Here is a 17,140-nt window from a genome sequence, read left to right as displayed (position 1 = left end):
TAACGTTGATTTGCAAGTATTGTCACATCAACGCTGATTAAATGTGATATGCACACCATGTGCGGGGGAGTGGTGCATTGCAGTAGAAATAAGTGAGGGCCTAGCTCAGCATAGATAGCCCAGTAGAGCCTAACGGCAATAAAAAATGAATCAGAAGGAGATGCCTGCCATGAATGACCGGAGCGCACAGCGCTTGGCGATGCTACAAGAGGCGCTGGTCAGCGGGGGAACCCTGCATCTTCGCGATGCCGCCGAGCTGTGCGGAGTGTCGGAAATGACCATTCGCCGAGACCTCGCCACACAGCCATCTCCCTTGCGCCTGCTGGGGGGGCGGCTGGTGATGGCCAGCTACCCCGGCGTGACGCCGGTCTACGACCTCACCGAGCAGCAGGCCAGCCACTACCATGTCAAACATCGCCTGTGCCAGCGTGCCGCCAGTTTCATCGACGAAGGCGACACGCTGTTCATCGACTGTGGCTCCACGCTGATTCCCTTGCTGAGCCAGCTCAGCCACTTCCGCGAGCTGACCGTGGTGACCTACGCGCTGAACGTGGCCAACACGGTCGCCGCGTTGCCCAACGTGCGGCTGGTGCTGCTGGGGGGGCTGTTTCACGCCTCGTCGCAATCCTTCGGCAGCGACGGCATGCGGGACGCCATCGAACGTCTGGGCATCAACAAGGCGCTGATTTCAGCGGCAGGAGTAGACTGCGAACGTGGAGTGAGCTGTTTTCACTTCCATGAAGTGGCCCCCAAGCAAGCGGCGATTGCTACCGCCATGCAGCGGTTGCTGGTGGTCGATGCCAGCAAGTTCGGCATCGTGCGCCCCGCCTATTTTGCCTCGCTGGCCGATTTCGACGTGGTGATCACCGACGACGAACGCGCCCCTGGCCTGCTGGAAAACCATCCCGCCAGCTCCCTCAGCATCAGCGTTGCTTAACACATTTGGCTGCACCTGGGGTGCGGCAAAGCGCCTCTTTCTGATTGACGGAGATCAATAGAAAATACTTTAGTCTTAATTTATACACGCAACGTGTGGTTAAGACTCGCTACCTACCCCTCCCGGTAGCGCATACCTTTCCCGGAGCACGTCAACCCTCGACGGTTTTGGGAAATGTATGGGGTAATAGTTAGCCAGCCAGCAGCAGGCTGTATCAGCCACTCTCTCACGAGACTACACCCATGCAATTACCTACCCTTTGGCGCAGACGAGGCATTCTTGTGCTCGTTGTGCTGTGCCTGCTGTTGGCGGGCTGCAGTTCTGCATTGCTGGACCCAAAGGGGCAGATTGGCGTCGAGCAGCGCTCGCTGATTCTGACCTCCTTTGGGCTGATGCTGATTGTGGTGATCCCGGTGATCGTCATGACGCTGCTGTTTGGCTGGCGTTACCGGCGCAGCAACAGCGTTGCCAAGTACCTGCCTGACTGGGCCCACTCCAATGCCATCGAGGCAGCGGTGTGGAGCGTGCCTTGCGTGATCATCGCCGTTCTCGCCTTTCTTACCTGGAAAACCTCGCACTCCCTTGACCCCCATAAACCCATCGAAAGCAGCGTAGCGCCCATGGAAATACAGGCGGTGGCGCTGGACTGGAAATGGCTGTTCATCTACCCCGAGCAGGGGATTGCCAGTGTCAACGAGTTGGCGTTCCCAGTGGATACGCCGGTGCGCTTCCGGGTGAGCTCTGGCTCGGTGATGAACGCCTTCTTCATTCCACGTCTGGGTAGCCAGATCTACGCCATGGCGGGCATGGACAACGACGTGCACCTGATCGCCGATGAAGAGGGCGTCTACCCAGGCCGCTCCACCAACTACAGCGGAGCCGGTTTCTCCGGCATGACCTTCGACGCCCACGTGACCTCGCCAGCCGACTTCGATGCCTGGGTGGCCAACGTGCGTGAAGCAGGTCAGACCCTGACCTACCCCGAGGGCTACAACGCCCTGGCGGCCCCCAGTGAATACCACCCGGTCGAACACTACTCGGCAGTGGCACCCGCCCTGTACGAAACGATTCTGACCAGCTTCCACGGGGGTGGCGAAGGCCACGGCGGCCATGGTGGCCACAGTGACCATGCGGCACATAGCGACGCCGTAGGTGAAGCCCACGACAGCCATGGCGAAAGCGGTGAACTCGAGAGTGCCCAGGTGGCCTCCCATCACGCTGCCTATGGCCACGTTACCAATCAGCACGCTAGCGATGAGCACGCCATGGGCGGCCATCCTGACAGCGTAGAAGCCGGGGGTTGAACATGTTTGGAAAATTGACGCTCGACGCCATTCCGTATCACGAACCGATCATCATGGTCGTGGCGGCGTTCATGGCGATTGGCGGTGCGGCGCTGCTTGGCGCGCTCACCTATTACCGCAAGTGGGGCTGGCTGTGGAACGAGTGGTTTACCTCCGTCGACCACAAGAAGCTCGGTATCATGTATTTTGTGGTGGCCTTGGTCATGCTGCTGCGTGGCTTTGCCGATGCCATCATGATGCGTACCCAACTGGCCATGGCGGCCGGGGGTGCCGCAGGTTATCTCCCTCCTGAACATTACGATCAGATCTTTACCGCCCACGGTGTGATCATGATCTTCTTCGTTGCGATGCCCATGGTCATCGGCCTGATGAACCTGGTGGTGCCACTCCAGATCGGCGCCCGCGACGTGGCTTTTCCGTTTCTCAACAACTTGAGCTTCTGGCTGTTTGCGGTCTCTGCGGTGCTGGTGAACATCTCACTGGTGGTGGGGGAGTTCGCCAAGACCGGCTGGCTCGCGTATGCGCCTTTATCGGGGATAGAGTTCAGCCCTGGGGTGGGGGTCGATTACTGGATATGGGCCTTGCAGATATCCGGGATAGGCACGACGCTCACCGGTATCAACTTCTTCGTCACGATCCTGAAAATGCGCACCAAAGGCATGACGCTGTTCCGCATGCCGATCTTCACCTGGACGTCGCTGTGCGCCAACGTCCTCATCATTGCCTCTTTCCCGATTCTGACCGCGACCATCGCGCTGTTAACCCTTGACCGCTACTTCGGTATGCACTTCTTCACCAATGATTTTGGCGGCAACATGATGATGTACGTCAACCTCATCTGGGCCTGGGGCCACCCGGAAGTGTACATTCTGATCCTGCCTGCCTTTGGCGTGTTCTCGGAAGTCATCGCGACCTTCGCCCGTAAGCGCCTGTTCGGTTACAAGACCATGGTGTGGGCCACCGTGGCCATCACGCTGCTGTCGTTCATCGTCTGGTTGCACCACTTCTTCACCATGGGCGCCGGGGCCAACGTCAACGCCTTCTTCGGCATCATGACCATGGTCATCGCCATCCCCACCGGGGTGAAAGTGTTCAACTGGCTGTTCACCATCTTCCGTGGCAGCCTGGAGCTGACCTCGCCGGTGCTATGGACCCTGGGGTTCATCATCACCTTTACCCTGGGCGGCATGACCGGCGTGATGCTGGCGCTGCCAGCAGCCAACTTCGTCCTGCACAACAGTCTGTTCGTGATTGCTCACTTCCACAACGTCATCATCGGCGGCGTGGTGTTCGGTATGATGGCGGGCCTGACCTACTGGTTCCCGAAAGCGTTCGGCTTCACGCTGAGCGAGAAGTGGGGAAAGCGCTCGTTCTGGTGCTGGTTCATCGGTTTCTACGTCGCGTTCATGCCGCTTTACGTGCTGAGCTTCTTCGGTGCCGTGCGTCGCATGCAGTCCTACGCCAATCCTGAGTGGCAACCCTGGATGATTCTGGCCTGGGTAGGTGCCGTGATCATCATGATGGGGATTGCCTGCACCATCATTCAGTTCTGGGTCAGTATCCGTGACCGCAAGCTGAATGCAGATCTGACCGGCGACCCCTGGGATGGCCGCACGCTGGAGTGGTCCACCTCGTCGCCTGCACCGTTCTACAACTTCGCGCGCCTGCCGGAAGTCGGCGACATCGACAGCTTCTGGTCGCAAAAACAGCGCAGTAACGAACAGCTCGAAGACGCGCCCTACACCGATATCCACATGCCCCGTAATACCGTGGCCGGTCCGGTGATCAGCCTCTTCGCACTGGTGCTGGGTTTTGCGCTGGTGTGGCACATCTGGTGGCTGGCGGGCATCGGTGCGCTGGGCGTGGTGGTGAGTTTCCTCGCCCGTGTGTTCAACGATGACATCGACTACTACGTGCCCGCTGCCGAAGTGGAGCGTATCGAGCGTGAACATCAGCGCCGCAAAACTTCGGCACCCAGCAGCGCTGTCGATAGTGAACAAACCAACTATGTGGAGGCGCGAGCGTAATGGCCACGGATACCTTGCATCACGGGGCCATCGCAGAGCCCCACGAACATCACGATGCCGCGGGCACCAAGGTCTTTGGCTTCTGGGTCTACCTGATGAGCGACCTGGTGATCTTCGGGTCACTGTTTGCCACCTACGCCGTGCTGATGAAAGGCACGGCCGCCGGGCCAACGGCGGCAGATATTTTCGAGCTGCCGTTCGTGCTGGTCGAAACCTTTCTGCTGTTGTTCAGCAGTTTCACTTTTGGCATGGGCGTTTTGGCCATGAATGCCGAGCGGGTGGGGCAGGTCAAGGCGTGGCTGGCGGTCACCTTTGCCCTGGGGGCTGCCTTCGTCGGCATGGAAGTGTATGAGTTTCATCACCTGATTCATCAAGGGTATGGGCCAGACCAGAGCGCGTTTCTGTCGTCGTTCTTTACCCTGGTGGGCACCCATGGCTTGCACGTCACGGTGGGGCTGGTATGGATTCTGGTGATGCTGGTGCAGCTTTCCACCAAGGGCATCACCCCGATGACACGTCCGCGGATTCTGTGCCTGAGCCTGTTCTGGCACTTCCTGGACATCGTGTGGATCTGCGTCTTCTCGTTCGTTTATCTGATGGGAGTGCTGTGACATGAGTCATTCATCATCTTCAACGTCTTCCCACGGCAGCGTTAAATCGTATGTGACGGGGCTTCTGCTATCTTTAGTGCTAACCGTGATTCCGTTTGCGGTTGTCATGAGCGGTGCGCTAAGCACCGCCGCGACGGTGGTGGTCATCGCTGTAACAGCCGTGCTGCAGATTCTGGTCCAGCTGGTCATGTTTATGCATATGAATACCAAAGCCGACGAGGGGTGGAATCTAATGTCCTTCGTTTTCACACTGACGATACTCGTCCTGGTGGTAGGGGGCTCTTTATGGATCATGCAGCATCTGCATCTCAACATGATGATCGGCTGAACGTGGCACCGAGCCGCTGGCGAGACCTGCTGGCGCTCACCAAGCCGGGCATCATTGGCGGTAACTTGATCGCCACGCTGGGGGGCTATTTTCTGGCCGCCCACGGCACCTTCGATGTCGTCACGTTTGCCTCGGTGATGCTGGGCATTGCGCTGGTCATTGCCTCGGGTTGTGCCTGCAACAACGTCATCGACCGGGATATCGATGCACTGATGGCGCGTACGCGCCATCGCCCGCTGGCCAAGGGGCGCATCTCGATTACCCAGGCACTGGGTATTTCGGCGCTGCTGGGCGTGGCTGGGGTCGTGTGCCTGGCACTGGGCACCAATGGCTTGACGGTGGCGCTGGCGGTGATTGGCTGGGGCGTGTATGTCGGGGTCTACAGCCTCTACATGAAGCGCCACTCCGAGTACGGCACGCTGGTGGGCAGCCTTTCCGGGGCCATGCCCCCGGTGGTGGGCTACTGTGCCGTCACGGGGCAGTTCGATAGTGGTGCGCTGATGCTACTGGTGATTTTCTGCCTGTGGCAGATGCCGCACTCCTATGCCATTGCGATTTTCCGCTATGCGGATTATCAGCGGGCATCAATCCCGGTACTGCCGGTGGTGCACGGGATCAAAATGGCCAAGCATCATATTCTGGGTTACATCGTGGCGTTTATTCCCGCCTCGCTGGCGCTGGTCCTGGCCAGTCAGGCGGGGATGGGGTATCTGTGTGTGGCGCTGGTCATGGGCGGCTATTGGCTCTACCTGGCACTACGCGGCTATCGGTTAGATGACGATGTTCGCTGGGCCAGGAAAGTGTTTGGGGTCTCCATTCTGACGATCACCGCGATGAGTTTGGTGATGGTGCTGGAAGCCATGGTGCCCATGTGGGTGTAATACCTCCCAACGATTGAACCTGACGCAAAACCTGAAACGCCCCGAACAGTGAACTGTTCGGGGCGTTCTTTTTAGTGTGGCTTTCAGCGGATACGTATACAGGGCTCGGCGAGTGCCTAGCCTTTTCGCTGGCTGGCCTGGATTGCGGTGAGAGCGATGGTGTAGACGATGTCATCCACCAGAGCGCCGCGCGACAGGTCGTTCACCGGCTTGTTCAAACCTTGCAGCATCGGGCCCACGCTGACCACTCGGGCGCTACGCTGAACGGCCTTGTAGGTCGTGTTGCCGGTATTGAGGTCGGGGAACACGAACACGGTGGCCTTGCCCGCCACGGGGGAGTCGGGGGCTTTCTGCTTGCCCACGCTCTCGATGGCGGCGGCGTCGTACTGCAGCGGGCCGTCGATGGCCAGGTGCGGTGCGCGCTCCTTGGCGATGCGGGTCGCTTCGCGGACTTTATCCACGTCGGCGCCGGTGCCGGAGTCGCCGGTGGAGTAGCTGATCATCGCCACCCGGGGCTCGATACCGAACGCCTCGGCAGAGCGCGCGCTCTGCAGGGCGATTTCTGCCAGGGTTTCGGCGTCCGGGTCCGGGTTCACCGCGCAGTCGCCGTACACTACCACTTGCTCGGGCAGCAGCATAAAGAAGATCGACGACACCTGATTGTACTCCGGGGCCGTCTTGATCAGCTGAAACGCCGGGCGAACCGTGTTGGCTGTGGTATGTACTGCGCCCGACACCAGGCCGTCCACCTCATCCAGCTGCAGCATCATGGTGCCCAGCACCACGTTGTCCTGAAGCTGCGCTTCGGCGGTCAGCTCGTTGAGCTTGCCTCGGCGGCGTTCGACCATGGGGTCGATGTAGCTGGCGCGGGTGCTTTCCGGGTCGATGATGGTCAGCGTATCCGGCAGCGTCAGGCCACGGTGATGGGCCACGCTTTCGATATCTTCCCGCTTGCCCAGCAGGACGCAGTCGGCAATGCCACGGCGCTGGCAGATGATGGCGGCTTCGATGGTGCGCGGCTCGTCGCCTTCCGGCAGCACGATGCGCTTTTTGGCCTGCTGGGCCAGCTTCACCAACTGATGGCGGAACGCCGACGGCGACAGGCGGCGGGGGTAGCCACGGCTCAGTTTGGCTTTCAGCCACTCCAGGTCCATGTGTGCCGCCACGTAGCGTGCCACCTGCTCGGCGCGCTCGAAGTCGTCCATGGGAATTTCGCTGCTGAGCTGGCTGAGGTTCTGGGCCGTGGTCAGGCTGTCGGTTTCCACCGTCAGCACCGGCAGGCCGGTCTTCAGCGCCGGGCGACACATCTCGATCATGCCGTCGTTGGGAAGGAACCCGTTGGTGAGCAGCACGCCCGCCAGCTGAGTGCCGTTCATGGTGGCCAGTGCCGAGGCCAGCACCACGTCGTCACGGTCGCCGGAGGCCACCACCAAGCTGCCGGGCGTGAAAATATGCAGCGCGTTGGCGGCGCGGCGGGCACACAGGCTGGTCGACAGCACGCGGCGCTGTGCGGCGTCGCCTTCGTTGAGCACCTTGGCGTTCAGTGCTCGTGCTACGTCCAGTGTGCGCGGGGCGCTCAGGGTCTTGCTGTAGGGCACCACACCAATCAGGTGGAAGCTGTCGGTGGCCAGCGCCGGGGAGTAGCGGCGCAGCTCGTTGAGTACCGGCTCTTCCAGCTGCGGCTTGATGGTGCCGGGGGCGGCAGAAAGGTCGTCCTCCTGCCCATAGGGCAGGTTCTTCATGCGCATCAGAATGCCGCCCAGGGTGCGGCTGGAGCTGACGCCGCCAAAGCTGCGGGCGTGCATGTCCAGCTCTTCCGCCAGGTGCTGGGGCTCGTTCAAGTCGCCGGTGCCCACCAGGATGATGCGGGCGTTCAGGGCATGCGCCAACTGCGCGTTGGTCTGGGTCGCGTAGGTGGTGTGCTGGGTCGGCACGACGCCTTCCACCACCACCAGGTCCAGAGCGCTACCGTCGCGGTACGCCTGCTGGGTGACCTGCTCGTACAGCTCGACGACGTTTTCCATCAGCTCGTCGGTCTGGTCGTCGCGCAGCAGCCGCTCCAGGCGTGCCTGGGAAATAGGCGAGGGCGGGCGCTGGTTCAGCGTCCGCGAGACCAGCGCCGTCGAGCGGTCAAGGCCCGGGCCGTTCAGCTCGTTCTGCATGAACGGCTTCAGAAAGCCGGCTTTCAGGCCAATGGTGTCCAGCGCCTGAATCAGGCCCAGACAGGCTGAGGTCAAGCCTGCCCCCATGCTGGTGGGGACAAGCAGAATGGCTTGGGGTTGCTCGGAAGAGCTGTTCATTCAAGGGATCTCCACGCAGTAGCGGGTTTCCATGGCAATGCGGCCCTCTTCATCGGTGGGGATCACCCACACTTCAGGGCCGTTATGGTTCGCGGTGTCCAATTTGCCTTCTTTGCCGCGAATGGTCGCTTCGTTGGCGGCTTCGTCCATGCTGAAACCGAAGTGGGGCAGCAGCGCCAGCACTTCACGACGTACGATAGGCGAGTTTTCGCCAATACCGCCAGTGAAGATCACGCCGTCTAACCTGGGTAATGCACAGGACAGCGCCGCCAGCGACTTGGCGATGCGGTAGCAGAACACGTCCAGCGCCAGCTTGGCACCGGGGTGGCCAGCCACGGCCTGGTCTTCCACTTCACGCATGTCGTTGGTCAGGCCGGAAAGGCCCAGTAGGCCGCTTTGCTTGTTCAGGACGTTATCGATCTCTTCCACCGACCAGCCCAGTTGGCGATGCAGGTGGGCATGCAGGCCGGGGTCCACGTCGCCGCTGCGGGTGCCCATTACCAGGCCTTCCAGCGGCGTAAGGCCCATGCTGGTATCCAGGCTCTGGTGGTTCCACACCGCCGCGGTAGAGCAGCCGTTGCCCAGGTGGGCGGTCAGCCAGCCGCCTGCACCACGGCTGCTCAGTTCCCCGGCGCGCTGGCTGACGAACGCATGGCTGGTGCCGTGAAAGCCGTAGCGGCGAATGCCATGTTCGGTATACAGCGCTTCCGGCAGCGCGTAGCGGTAAGCGCGGGGTGGCAGTGTCTGATGGAAGGCGGTGTCGAAGACGGCCACCTGGGGCAGCTCGGGAAACACCTTGCGCGTGGCGGCAATACCCGCCAGATTGGCAGGGTTGTGCAACGGGGCCAGGGCTGCGGTGGTTTCGATGGCGGCAATCACGCTGTCGTCGATCAGCGCCGCCTGGGTGAAGTGCTCTCCTCCATGCACGATACGGTGGCCCACGGCACCGGGAACGCGGCCTTCCAGGCGCTCCAGAATGGCGTTTAGCGCTTCGGCGTGGTCGGCGCCGGGCAGCGGCTGGGTGAAGCTCTCACCGGCGCTGTTCTTGCCTTTCAGGCGAGCGTCGCTGCTGCCCAGGCGTTCTGCCAAACCGGCTAGACGCGGTGCCTGAGGGTCTGAATCAATCAAAGCGTATTTAATGGAAGAAGAGCCACAGTTGATAACCAGCACCGGTGCGTTCATAACAACCTTTGTAAAGTAGTCAGGAGGAAAGGGGGGTAGACTTTAGTTTAACATGCAGAGACTGAGAAAATCAGCGAAGAATTTAGTTAGCCTTCTATGTAAAATGTCGTCATCCTGTTCCTTATATAACCTAACGTGAGCCGTTTTGTTCCTATGTCGTCGATTTCAAGCCCCACGCTTTTGCCCCGTCATCTCGCCATTCTGCTGATGATGTGTGTGGCCACCATGTTCGCCGCCAACCACGTGTCGGCGCGGCTGGCCTTCGATAACGGTACGGGGCTGCTGCTGGCGGTATTGATGCGTTCCGGGGTGGCCTGCGTCATCCTGCTGAGCCTGTTCGTGCTGCAGAAAAAGCGCTTCTGGCTGCCGCCCGGTGCCTGGCGCTGGCAGCTGGTGGTGGGGCTGTTGATCACCCTGCAAAGCGTCAGCCTCTATTCCGCCGTGGCTCGCCTGCCGGTGGTCATTGCCCTGCTGCTGGTCAACACCTTTCCCATTCAACTGGCGCTGCTTAGCTGGGCGCTGGGTGGCCCCAGGCCTTCGCTACGCAGCTGCCTGATCATGGGCACCATACTGATTGGCCTGCTGGTGGTGCTGGATATTCCCAGCTGGTTGGCCGACGCCGATGCCATGGGTCCCGAGTGGCTGGCAGGCATTGGCTTTGGGCTGCTGGCGGCGTTTGCGTTCGCCTGTGCGCTGTGGATCACTGAGCACCGCCTGGCAGGCGTAGGCAGTACCCTGCGTAGCCTGCTCACCATGCAGACCGTATTCGTGGCCATGATTCTTGGCGGGCTACTGGGGGCAGTGCCTGGCGGCATGAGCCTGCCCGACAACAGTAGCGGCTGGGCAGGGCTCATCATGCTGGCACTGCTTTACGGCAGCGCGTTTTCGGTGCTGTTCATCTTTGTGCCCCGCCTGGACATGGCGCGCAACGCCCCCGTGATGAACTTCGAGCCGGTGGCTTCGCTGCTGATCGGCTATCTGGTGCTGGGACAAATGCTCAGCCCCAGCCAGCTGCTGGGCGGTGCGGTGGTGGTGGGGGGCATCGTGATGCTCAGCCTGTCGAAAGGCCGCTAGCCTACGCCACCGGACGCCGAAAAAAGGAAATTATATGCAAAGCGTGGGACGGCATTTGCGTTCTCTCGGGGGTTGAGCCACACTTGCTCAGCGTAAGGAAACACTGTTTCTTAACTGAGGTGAACTCCATGAAAACGTCCGTTCTTTCCCTTGCCTCTGCGGCACTGCTGGTAGGCGCCGGTACTTTTGCGGCATCAGCTCAGGCCCAGCAATCTTTCCAATACCCACAAGGATACGTGGGTGGCGATGCCATGTTCTGGAGCCTGGACCCCGACCGCGGCTCATCCCGCGACGATGTAGGCCTGCGCCTGCGCGGTGGTGCTCAGTTCAACGAGTTTTTCGCCCTGGAAGGCCACCTGGGCACAGGCGGCTCTGATGGCAACGTAGAGCTCGATTATCTGGCCGGTGTCTACGCCAAGGGTATCCTGCCCGTCTCGCCGGATGTACGCCTCTACGGCCTGGCCGGTGTCACCGAGGTCGATTTCGACCGTGACCGTGAAAGCGGCTTCTCCTATGGCGCTGGCGCGGAAGTGGACATTGCCGACAACCTGGCACTGGGCGCCGACTACATGCGCTACCTGGACAAATCCGCGTATGACTTCGATGCCGCCAGCATCGGCCTACGCTATCGTTTCTGACGCGACTGCTGCTGACATCATCATGTACAGGTAACGACCTGACAAACTCGTATCAAGGGAACCCCGCCCCGCTGATCTGCCGGTACAGGCAGACGGCGGGGCTTTTTGTTGGTGGATAGCCACTTTGCTGAGTATGGGCACAGTTTTTCAGAGTTTCGGCCAAATGCTGCACCTGCGTAGATGGTAAGGTCAAAAAAAGACAACAACGAAAATGGCCAGCGAACAACCTATAATGCTCCATTGCAGAGGAAACATCATGAATAAAATCAGTAAATTGGCTTTGGTCGTAGGCCTTAACGCAGGGTTGGTGATGACGGCCGGAGCGGCCGAGATGAACTGGCGAATGGCGACCCCATGGAGTGGTGGCCCTTGGCTCGAACGCGACGCCCAGATGTTTGCAGATCGCGTCAGTGAGCTTTCCAACGGCGAGATCGCCATCGAAGTGTATCCTGGCGGTACCCTGGGAAGCGCCTTGCGCGTCACCAATACGGTCAAGTCCGGCGTGGCTCAAATTAGCCATAACTACATCAACTATGACTACGGCACTGACCCCACGACGGCGCTGTTGGCCGGACACTCCAGTGGCCTGACGCCGGAAGAGTTCATGCTGTGGATGTATGAAGGGGGCGGGGTAGAGCTTTACGAAGAGTACCGCAGAGACGTGTTCGATGTAGTGGCCTTCCCCTGCGCCATCCTGGGAACCGAAATTTTCCTTCACTCGAACAAGCCCGTGCGTACCCTTGAGGATTTCCAGGGCCTACGCCTGAGAACCTCTGGCGCCTGGGCCGAGATCGCCTCCAGGCTGGGTGCTTCCACGGTGGTCATGGCCGGTAGCGATATCTACAGCTCTCTGGAGCGTGGCGTGATCGATGCTGCCGAGTGGGGTAGCCCGGAGATGAACCGGCCGACGGGTTTCCAGGAAGTTGCCCAGTACGTGGTCATTCCTGGTGTTCATCAGTCGGGAGGCTTCCTGGAGTGCCAGGTAAACAGCAATACCTGGGAAAGCTTGAGCGAGCAGCAGCAACAGATGCTGCGGCTGGCGGGCAAGATGTCCGTGTTCGAAACATGGTTGGCCAGCTCTTTTGCTGACCTGGATGCCTACCAGGAACTGGTCGATGGGCCGAACGAGATCATCGAGCTGGATCAATCGTTCATCGATGCCATCTATGCCGAAACAGAGCTTTGGGAAGATGAATACGCCGCCGAAAACGAATGGTTTGCCCGCGTTCTCGAATCCCAGCGCGACTTCAAGAATGACATGAACAACTGGTCCCAGTATCGCCTGCCAATTGGTGTGATGGGCCGCTGATCCCTTGGCACATGCATGAAACAAGGAGGCCTGACCAGGCCTCCCTTTTCGTTTGGCTGCCTATACGCTGAGAGTTGGTCATGAAACTGATTAAAGCAATCGAAGCGCTGACCCGCCTGTCGGGATGGTTGGGCGCATTACTGGTGTTTCCTCTTATCGGTGCCCTGATCGTGGAAGTGTTCAGCCGATATGTGGCCGGCAGGCCCACGCTCTGGGCATTCGAGGTTAGTTACATGGTCATGGGGGCCATGTTCATGCTGGGTATGGCCAATGCCCTGAGAATTGGCCAACACGTCAGTGTCGATATCATGGCACTGAAGCTGAGCCCCAAGGTCAATGCGGCAATACGTGCGGTTGGCTACGTCATGTTCTTGCCCGTGCTGGCGTGGCTGGTGTGGGAGCTATCGAAATACGCGCTGGGTGCGTTTGAAAGCAACGAGCGCTCAGGCCGTTCGGCCTGGAACCCGGTGGTATGGCCAATCTTCACCGTCTGGTTCATTGGCTTTGCCATCCTGGCCCTGCAAGTGGTTGCCGAGTTTCTGAAATCCGTCTGCTTGATCAGTGGCAAGGCACCCGTGGAGGGCGGCAACCATGAGTAGTTATCTTGCGCTGCTAATGTTTCCGGCGCTGATGGCGCTGATTATCTCGGGTTTTCCCATTGCCTTTTCCATGATCCTGGTAGCCACCGGGTTCGGGATCGTTCAGTTTGGTGATGTGGCGGCCTACCAGCTGTTGACCAAAATCGAAGATACCGCCTCGAACTCCATTCTGGCGGCGGTGCCTCTGTTCATCTTCATGGGCGCCATGTTGGAAAGGTCGGGAATCGCCGAGCGGCTGTTCGAAGCCATTCACATGTGGACCCGGCGGCTGCCCGGCGGGTTGGGCGTCGGTGCCATCATCATGGGCACCCTGTTTGCCGCATCAAGCGGTGTAGTCGGCGCCACGGAAGCCGTCATCGGCATGCTGGCCATTCCCGTCATGCTCAAGCATCACTACAGTAAAAGCCTCATATCGGGCACCATTTGTGCCAGTGGCTCTTTGGGAACGGCGATTCCGCCATCCATCACCGTAGTCGTGCTGGGCCCCGTGGCAGGCGTATCTGTAGGGTCGCTGTTTAGTGGCCTGTTGATTCCCGGCTTCTTGATGGCGGTGATGTTCCTGGTGTACATCGTGGGGGTGGCTTATCTGAAGCCTGACATGGCTCCCAGGGTGCAAGAGCAGGAGCCTGATGTGGCTTGGGGTGAAAAGATCAAGGTCACCCTGGTGGCGTTGGTGCCGACCATGCTGCTGATCTTCATCGTGCTGGGCACCATCCTGATGGGGCTGGCAACGCCCACGGAAGCCGCTGCGTGCGGGGCGTTGGGGTCCATCGTGCTGGCGGCGGCGTATCGCAACCTGACGCTGGAAGTGCTGTGGAACTCCGCAATCAAGACGGTCAATATCTCGGCCATGATTCTCCTGATCGTTCTGGGGGGAAGCATGTTCGCAGGCGTGTTCTTCGCTTCTGGGGGGATGGCGACCGTACAAGCCTTGCTGATGGACACGGGCCTCAGCCCATGGATGATTTTGGGCCTGATTCTGCTTATCGCGTTCATCGCCGGTTTCGTTCTCGACCTGATTTCCGTGGTGCTCATCATCATTCCCGTGGCCATGCCGATCGTGCGGATGCTTGGGTTCGATGAAATATGGTTCTGCGTTGCGTTCCTGGTCGTGTTGCAGACCAGCTACCTGACGCCACCGCTGGCGCCTGCCATCTTTTACTTGAGAGCCATTACGCCGCCGGAGGTCACCCTCAGGCACATGTACATAGGGGTCGTGCCATTCATTCTGGCGCAATTGGTCGTGTTGGCGCTGGTGTTGGCCTTCCCGCAGTTGGCGCTATGGTTGCCGGATGTCATGGGTGGACCCTCCTGGCGCTGACCAAGCCACCTGCCATTGACTGCCGCCGCAAGGCGGCAGTGTCGTTATGGGCCATTAGTATCTTGCCTTAACACTCTTATTGTTAGCCTGCTAATAAATTTGTTAGACTAAAGTATTCCTTCTGATGCTTTCCTCGGGGCTACCCGAGGGCAGTGAGTGAGTACGCCAATGACTCCTGATCAACGTTTCAGCCGCTGGGTACGTATTGCGCTGGCGGCGTTTGCGGTGCTGTTCGTCTATTTTCTGGTGGCTGACAGCTTCATGCCGATGACCCCAGAGGCGCGGGTGATGCGGCCGGTGACCCAGATAGCCCCGGAGCTGGGCGCGCCCGTGCAGGCGGTACTGGTGAACGACCACCAGCGGGTAGCCGCAGGGGAGGTGCTGTTCCGGCTGGAGCCCGCGCCGTTCGAGCTGGCCCGGCAGCAGGCCTTGCTGAACCGCGAGCAGGCCGAGCAGGAGAATGCGCGGCTGCGGGCAGAGCTGGCGGCGGCCAGGGCATCGCTGGTGTCTGCCCAGGCCACCCTGGAGGAGCGTAGTGGTGAGCGTCGCCGCGCCGAGGCGCTGTTGGGGCGGCAGGGCATCTCCCGCCAGCAGTACGACCAGCAGGTGGCCGCCGAACATACCGCCCAGGCGGCCGTGACTTCCGCCCGCGCACAAATCGATAGCCTGGAGGTGCAGCTGGGGGAGGAGGGCGAGGCCAATCTGCGCCTGCGCCAGGCCAACAATGCGCTGGCCCGCGCCGAGCTGGATCTGGAAAGAACCCAGGTACGCGCCCGCGAGGCGGGCGTGGTGGCCAATCTGCAGCTTCAGCCGGGGGATTATGTGCCAGCGGGGCAGCCGGTGATTGCGCTGGTGGCCGACCGAGCAGAGATCGTTGCGGACTTTCGTGAAAAGAGCCTGCGACATGTGAACGTGGGCGACGAGGCCCAGGTCGTGTTCGATGCCTTGCCAGGGCACATTGCCAAGGGCCGCGTTACCGCCCTGGAGGCGGGCGTGCGCGAAGGGCAGCTGGCAGCCGACGGTCAGTTGACCAGCATTCCTACCTCCGACCGCTGGGTAAGAGACGCCCAGCGCATGCGCCTGCACATCGCGCTGGACGATCCCTTGGCCACTGCCCTGGCCTCACTACCCCCCAGCGGAGCACGGGCCACCGTGCAGCTATGGCCGGGCCAGCATGCCCTGGCGGCGCCCTTCGCTTGGCTGCAGGCGCACCTGGTGAGCTGGCTGCACTATGTTTACTGACATGTTTACCAACACGGTTTACTGACATGCCTACGTCTATGGTTCGGTTTAGCAGGCGGCTCACTCACCGATTCAAACAGCGTTTCCGTCATCCGCCCAAGGCGCGGCCCGCGAGCCGCCTGGACCAGAACGGCCTGCGCCAGTGCGTGCGCGTGGCGGGGGGCGGGCTGCTGGGGTTCGTGGTCAGCCAGTTGATGGGCTGGAACTACGGGGTGTTTTTCACCGTGTTCCCGATGTTCCTGCTGGGCATGGTGCCTGTATTGAATGCTGGCATCATCCGTCAGTTTCTGGCCAATGGCAGCCTCAACGCGCTGGAGGTCAGCGTGGTGGTGGGGATGTTGAAGCACATGCCGATGGTGATGACGCTGGTGGTGCTGGGGCTGTTTCTGCTGCGCTTCTCCTTGATGGCCAGAGGGCCGCTGTTTCTGTTCGGTGCCAACGGCGTCCTGACGCTGAGCATACTGCTGCACTTTGCCAGCTACCCCAGCGTAGACCTGGGCGATTTGCTGGCCAGCAACCTGATGGCCAGCGTGCTGGCCGTGTTCATCGCCATGTTGATGCATACCCTGTTCCCCGATACCGAACCCCGCCAGCCGCCGCCCAGGGGGGCCAAGCCGCTTGTCCAGGTGCGCCATGAAACCCTGCTGGGCGGGATCACGGCCACGCTCTCGTTCGTGGTGTTCCAGGTGTTCGATCTGCAGGGGTCGCTGTCGGCGCAAATGGCCACTATTCTGATTCTGTTCACGCTGGGGTATCAGGGCGCTCGGGTGTCGGCGGCCAAGCGCGCCGTGGGCACCTTGCTGGGATGCAACCTGGCGCTGGCCATGCAGCTCGTCCTCTATACCCAAAGCCACCATTTCCTGCTGGTGGTACTGCTCTACTGGCTGGGGCTGATGCTGTTCGCCCGCGAGCACATTCTGGAAGGCGGCGGCTCTGGCATCGGGTTTGGCGGCTTGACCACGCTGGGCATTCTGTTCGGGCAGTCGCTGGGGCCTCAGCAGGACCTGGCGTACAGCGCGCTGTACCGCTTCTCTTCCATGAGCGTGGCGCTGGTGGCAACGCTGGTAGTGATGGCGTGCGTGCAGCGGGTGCTGAACCGCTTTGCAGCCACTCGGCTTGCTTGAAGGCTGCTTGAACAGGCACCAGGCCTTTGCAAAAAAGAAAATGGGCAACTTTGGCAATACCCCCTACGCTGAAAACAGGTCGCACGGTCAGGTAGACCCTCAGCACAGCGGCCGCTTCCCTACTAACGGATTAGAGGTGTTCGTCATGACAACGGGTAAAGATGATAAAGCTAAAGGCGCAGGCAACAAAGCAGCAGGCAAAGTGAAAGAAGCCGCGGGCAAGGCGACGGGTAGTCATAAAACATAAGCCAAAGGTAAGGCCC

The 17,140-nt window shown here is 60.4% G+C and carries 15 protein-coding genes; 13 read left to right on the top strand and 2 right to left on the bottom strand.

All coding sequences use genetic code 11. The features are described 5' to 3' along the window. The first annotated feature begins 169 nt into the window (after positions 1-169). From RVM26_RS10565 to cyoE, 6 genes are all read left to right on the top strand, one after another. Positions 170-937, top strand: coding sequence for a DeoR family transcriptional regulator (locus RVM26_RS10565; RefSeq protein ID WP_498938530.1), 768 nt, complete (start codon positions 170-172; stop codon positions 935-937). A 242-nt stretch (positions 938-1,179) separates the two neighbouring features. Then, positions 1,180-2,241: a cytochrome ubiquinol oxidase subunit II gene (cyoA, locus tag RVM26_RS10560; protein WP_498938528.1), complete on the top strand. Its 1,062-nt coding sequence runs from the start codon at positions 1,180-1,182 to the stop codon at positions 2,239-2,241. A gap of 2 nt (positions 2,242-2,243) precedes the next feature. Beyond that, positions 2,244-4,268, top strand: coding sequence for a cytochrome ubiquinol oxidase subunit I (gene cyoB, locus RVM26_RS10555; RefSeq protein WP_498938526.1), 2,025 nt, complete (start codon positions 2,244-2,246; stop codon positions 4,266-4,268). Next, the gene (cyoC, locus tag RVM26_RS10550) at positions 4,268-4,879 is read left to right on the top strand and encodes a cytochrome o ubiquinol oxidase subunit III (protein ID WP_287808591.1); all 612 of its coding nucleotides are present in this window, start codon (positions 4,268-4,270) and stop codon (positions 4,877-4,879) included. The genes cyoB and cyoC overlap by 1 nt, the downstream gene beginning before the upstream one ends. Position 4,880: 1 nt before the next feature. Then, positions 4,881-5,207: a cytochrome o ubiquinol oxidase subunit IV gene (gene cyoD / locus RVM26_RS10545; RefSeq protein ID WP_498938524.1), complete on the top strand. Its 327-nt coding sequence runs from the start codon at positions 4,881-4,883 to the stop codon at positions 5,205-5,207. Further along, positions 5,165-6,088 carry a heme o synthase gene (gene cyoE / locus RVM26_RS10540; RefSeq protein ID WP_026001798.1) on the top strand — a complete coding sequence of 308 codons (924 nt, stop codon included), beginning with the start codon at positions 5,165-5,167 and terminating at the stop codon, positions 6,086-6,088. Before cyoD ends, cyoE begins: the two co-directional genes overlap by 43 nt. 116 nt (positions 6,089-6,204) lie before the next feature. Here cyoE and pta read toward each other — a convergent pair whose 3' ends face one another. Together pta and RVM26_RS10530 are read right to left on the bottom strand one after the other, a co-directional pair. Continuing rightward, a complete protein-coding gene (gene pta, locus RVM26_RS10535; RefSeq protein WP_498938522.1) occupies positions 6,205-8,388 on the bottom strand; it encodes a phosphate acetyltransferase in 2,184 nt (727 codons plus the stop codon). Beyond that, the gene (locus tag RVM26_RS10530) at positions 8,389-9,570 is read right to left on the bottom strand and encodes an acetate/propionate family kinase (RefSeq protein WP_498938520.1); all 1,182 of its coding nucleotides are present in this window, start codon (positions 9,568-9,570) and stop codon (positions 8,389-8,391) included. Positions 9,571-9,723: 153 nt separating this feature from the next. Between RVM26_RS10530 and RVM26_RS10525 the strand changes: the two genes are divergently transcribed. From RVM26_RS10525 to RVM26_RS10495, 7 genes are all read left to right on the top strand, one after another. Then, positions 9,724-10,644 carry an EamA family transporter gene (locus RVM26_RS10525; protein WP_287808586.1) on the top strand — a complete coding sequence of 307 codons (921 nt, stop codon included), beginning with the start codon at positions 9,724-9,726 and terminating at the stop codon, positions 10,642-10,644. 128 nt (positions 10,645-10,772) lie between these two features. Beyond that, complete coding sequence (locus tag RVM26_RS10520; protein WP_039176693.1) at positions 10,773-11,282, top strand: porin family protein; 510 nt, start codon at positions 10,773-10,775, stop codon at positions 11,280-11,282. A 256-nt stretch (positions 11,283-11,538) separates the two neighbouring features. After that, a complete protein-coding gene (gene dctP, locus RVM26_RS10515; RefSeq protein ID WP_016914663.1) occupies positions 11,539-12,591 on the top strand; it encodes a TRAP transporter substrate-binding protein DctP in 1,053 nt (350 codons plus the stop codon). A gap of 80 nt (positions 12,592-12,671) precedes the next feature. Then, positions 12,672-13,190, top strand: a complete 519-nt coding sequence (locus tag RVM26_RS10510; protein WP_463004202.1) for a TRAP transporter small permease subunit — start codon at positions 12,672-12,674, stop codon at positions 13,188-13,190. Further along, complete coding sequence (locus RVM26_RS10505; RefSeq protein WP_144981853.1) at positions 13,183-14,511, top strand: TRAP transporter large permease; 1,329 nt, start codon at positions 13,183-13,185, stop codon at positions 14,509-14,511. Before RVM26_RS10510 ends, RVM26_RS10505 begins: the two co-directional genes overlap by 8 nt. A gap of 168 nt (positions 14,512-14,679) precedes the next feature. Further along, entirely contained in the window at positions 14,680-15,753 is a 1,074-nt protein-coding gene (locus RVM26_RS10500; protein WP_463004203.1) for an HlyD family secretion protein, read from the top strand. 26 nt (positions 15,754-15,779) lie between these two features. Continuing rightward, positions 15,780-16,877 (top strand): DUF2955 domain-containing protein, encoded by a 1,098-nt coding sequence (locus tag RVM26_RS10495; RefSeq protein ID WP_463004204.1) that lies wholly within the window; start codon positions 15,780-15,782, stop codon positions 16,875-16,877. Positions 16,878-17,140: the final 263 nt, after the last annotated feature.

The sequence above is a fragment of the Halomonas sp. KM072 genome (assembly GCF_050710315.1).
Lineage (GTDB): Bacteria > Pseudomonadota > Gammaproteobacteria > Pseudomonadales > Halomonadaceae > Vreelandella > Vreelandella hamiltonii.
This window is presented reverse-complemented; position numbering and strand designations above follow the sequence as displayed.

Bases quoted from the DNA above. Each gene is read 5' to 3' on its own strand.
- cyoB (WP_498938526.1), top strand. From the start codon at position 2,244: ATGTTTGGAAAATTGACGCTCGACGCCATTCCGTATCACGAACCGATC.
- pta (WP_498938522.1), bottom strand. From the start codon at position 8,388: ATGAACAGCTCTTCCGAGCAACCCCAAGCCATTCTGCTTGTCCCCACC.
- cyoA (WP_498938528.1), top strand. From the start codon at position 1,180: ATGCAATTACCTACCCTTTGGCGCAGACGAGGCATTCTTGTGCTCGTT.
- cyoD (WP_498938524.1), top strand. From the start codon at position 4,881: ATGAGTCATTCATCATCTTCAACGTCTTCCCACGGCAGCGTTAAATCG.
- cyoE (WP_026001798.1), top strand. From the start codon at position 5,165: ATGGATCATGCAGCATCTGCATCTCAACATGATGATCGGCTGAACGTG.
- RVM26_RS10505 (WP_144981853.1), top strand. From the start codon at position 13,183: ATGAGTAGTTATCTTGCGCTGCTAATGTTTCCGGCGCTGATGGCGCTG.
- dctP (WP_016914663.1), top strand. From the start codon at position 11,539: ATGAATAAAATCAGTAAATTGGCTTTGGTCGTAGGCCTTAACGCAGGG.
- RVM26_RS10565 (WP_498938530.1), top strand. From the start codon at position 170: ATGAATGACCGGAGCGCACAGCGCTTGGCGATGCTACAAGAGGCGCTG.
- RVM26_RS10520 (WP_039176693.1), top strand. From the start codon at position 10,773: ATGAAAACGTCCGTTCTTTCCCTTGCCTCTGCGGCACTGCTGGTAGGC.
- cyoC (WP_287808591.1), top strand. From the start codon at position 4,268: ATGGCCACGGATACCTTGCATCACGGGGCCATCGCAGAGCCCCACGAA.
- RVM26_RS10530 (WP_498938520.1), bottom strand. From the start codon at position 9,570: ATGAACGCACCGGTGCTGGTTATCAACTGTGGCTCTTCTTCCATTAAA.
- RVM26_RS10525 (WP_287808586.1), top strand. From the start codon at position 9,724: ATGTCGTCGATTTCAAGCCCCACGCTTTTGCCCCGTCATCTCGCCATT.
- RVM26_RS10495 (WP_463004204.1), top strand. From the start codon at position 15,780: ATGCCTACGTCTATGGTTCGGTTTAGCAGGCGGCTCACTCACCGATTC.
- RVM26_RS10500 (WP_463004203.1), top strand. From the start codon at position 14,680: ATGACTCCTGATCAACGTTTCAGCCGCTGGGTACGTATTGCGCTGGCG.
- RVM26_RS10510 (WP_463004202.1), top strand. From the start codon at position 12,672: ATGAAACTGATTAAAGCAATCGAAGCGCTGACCCGCCTGTCGGGATGG.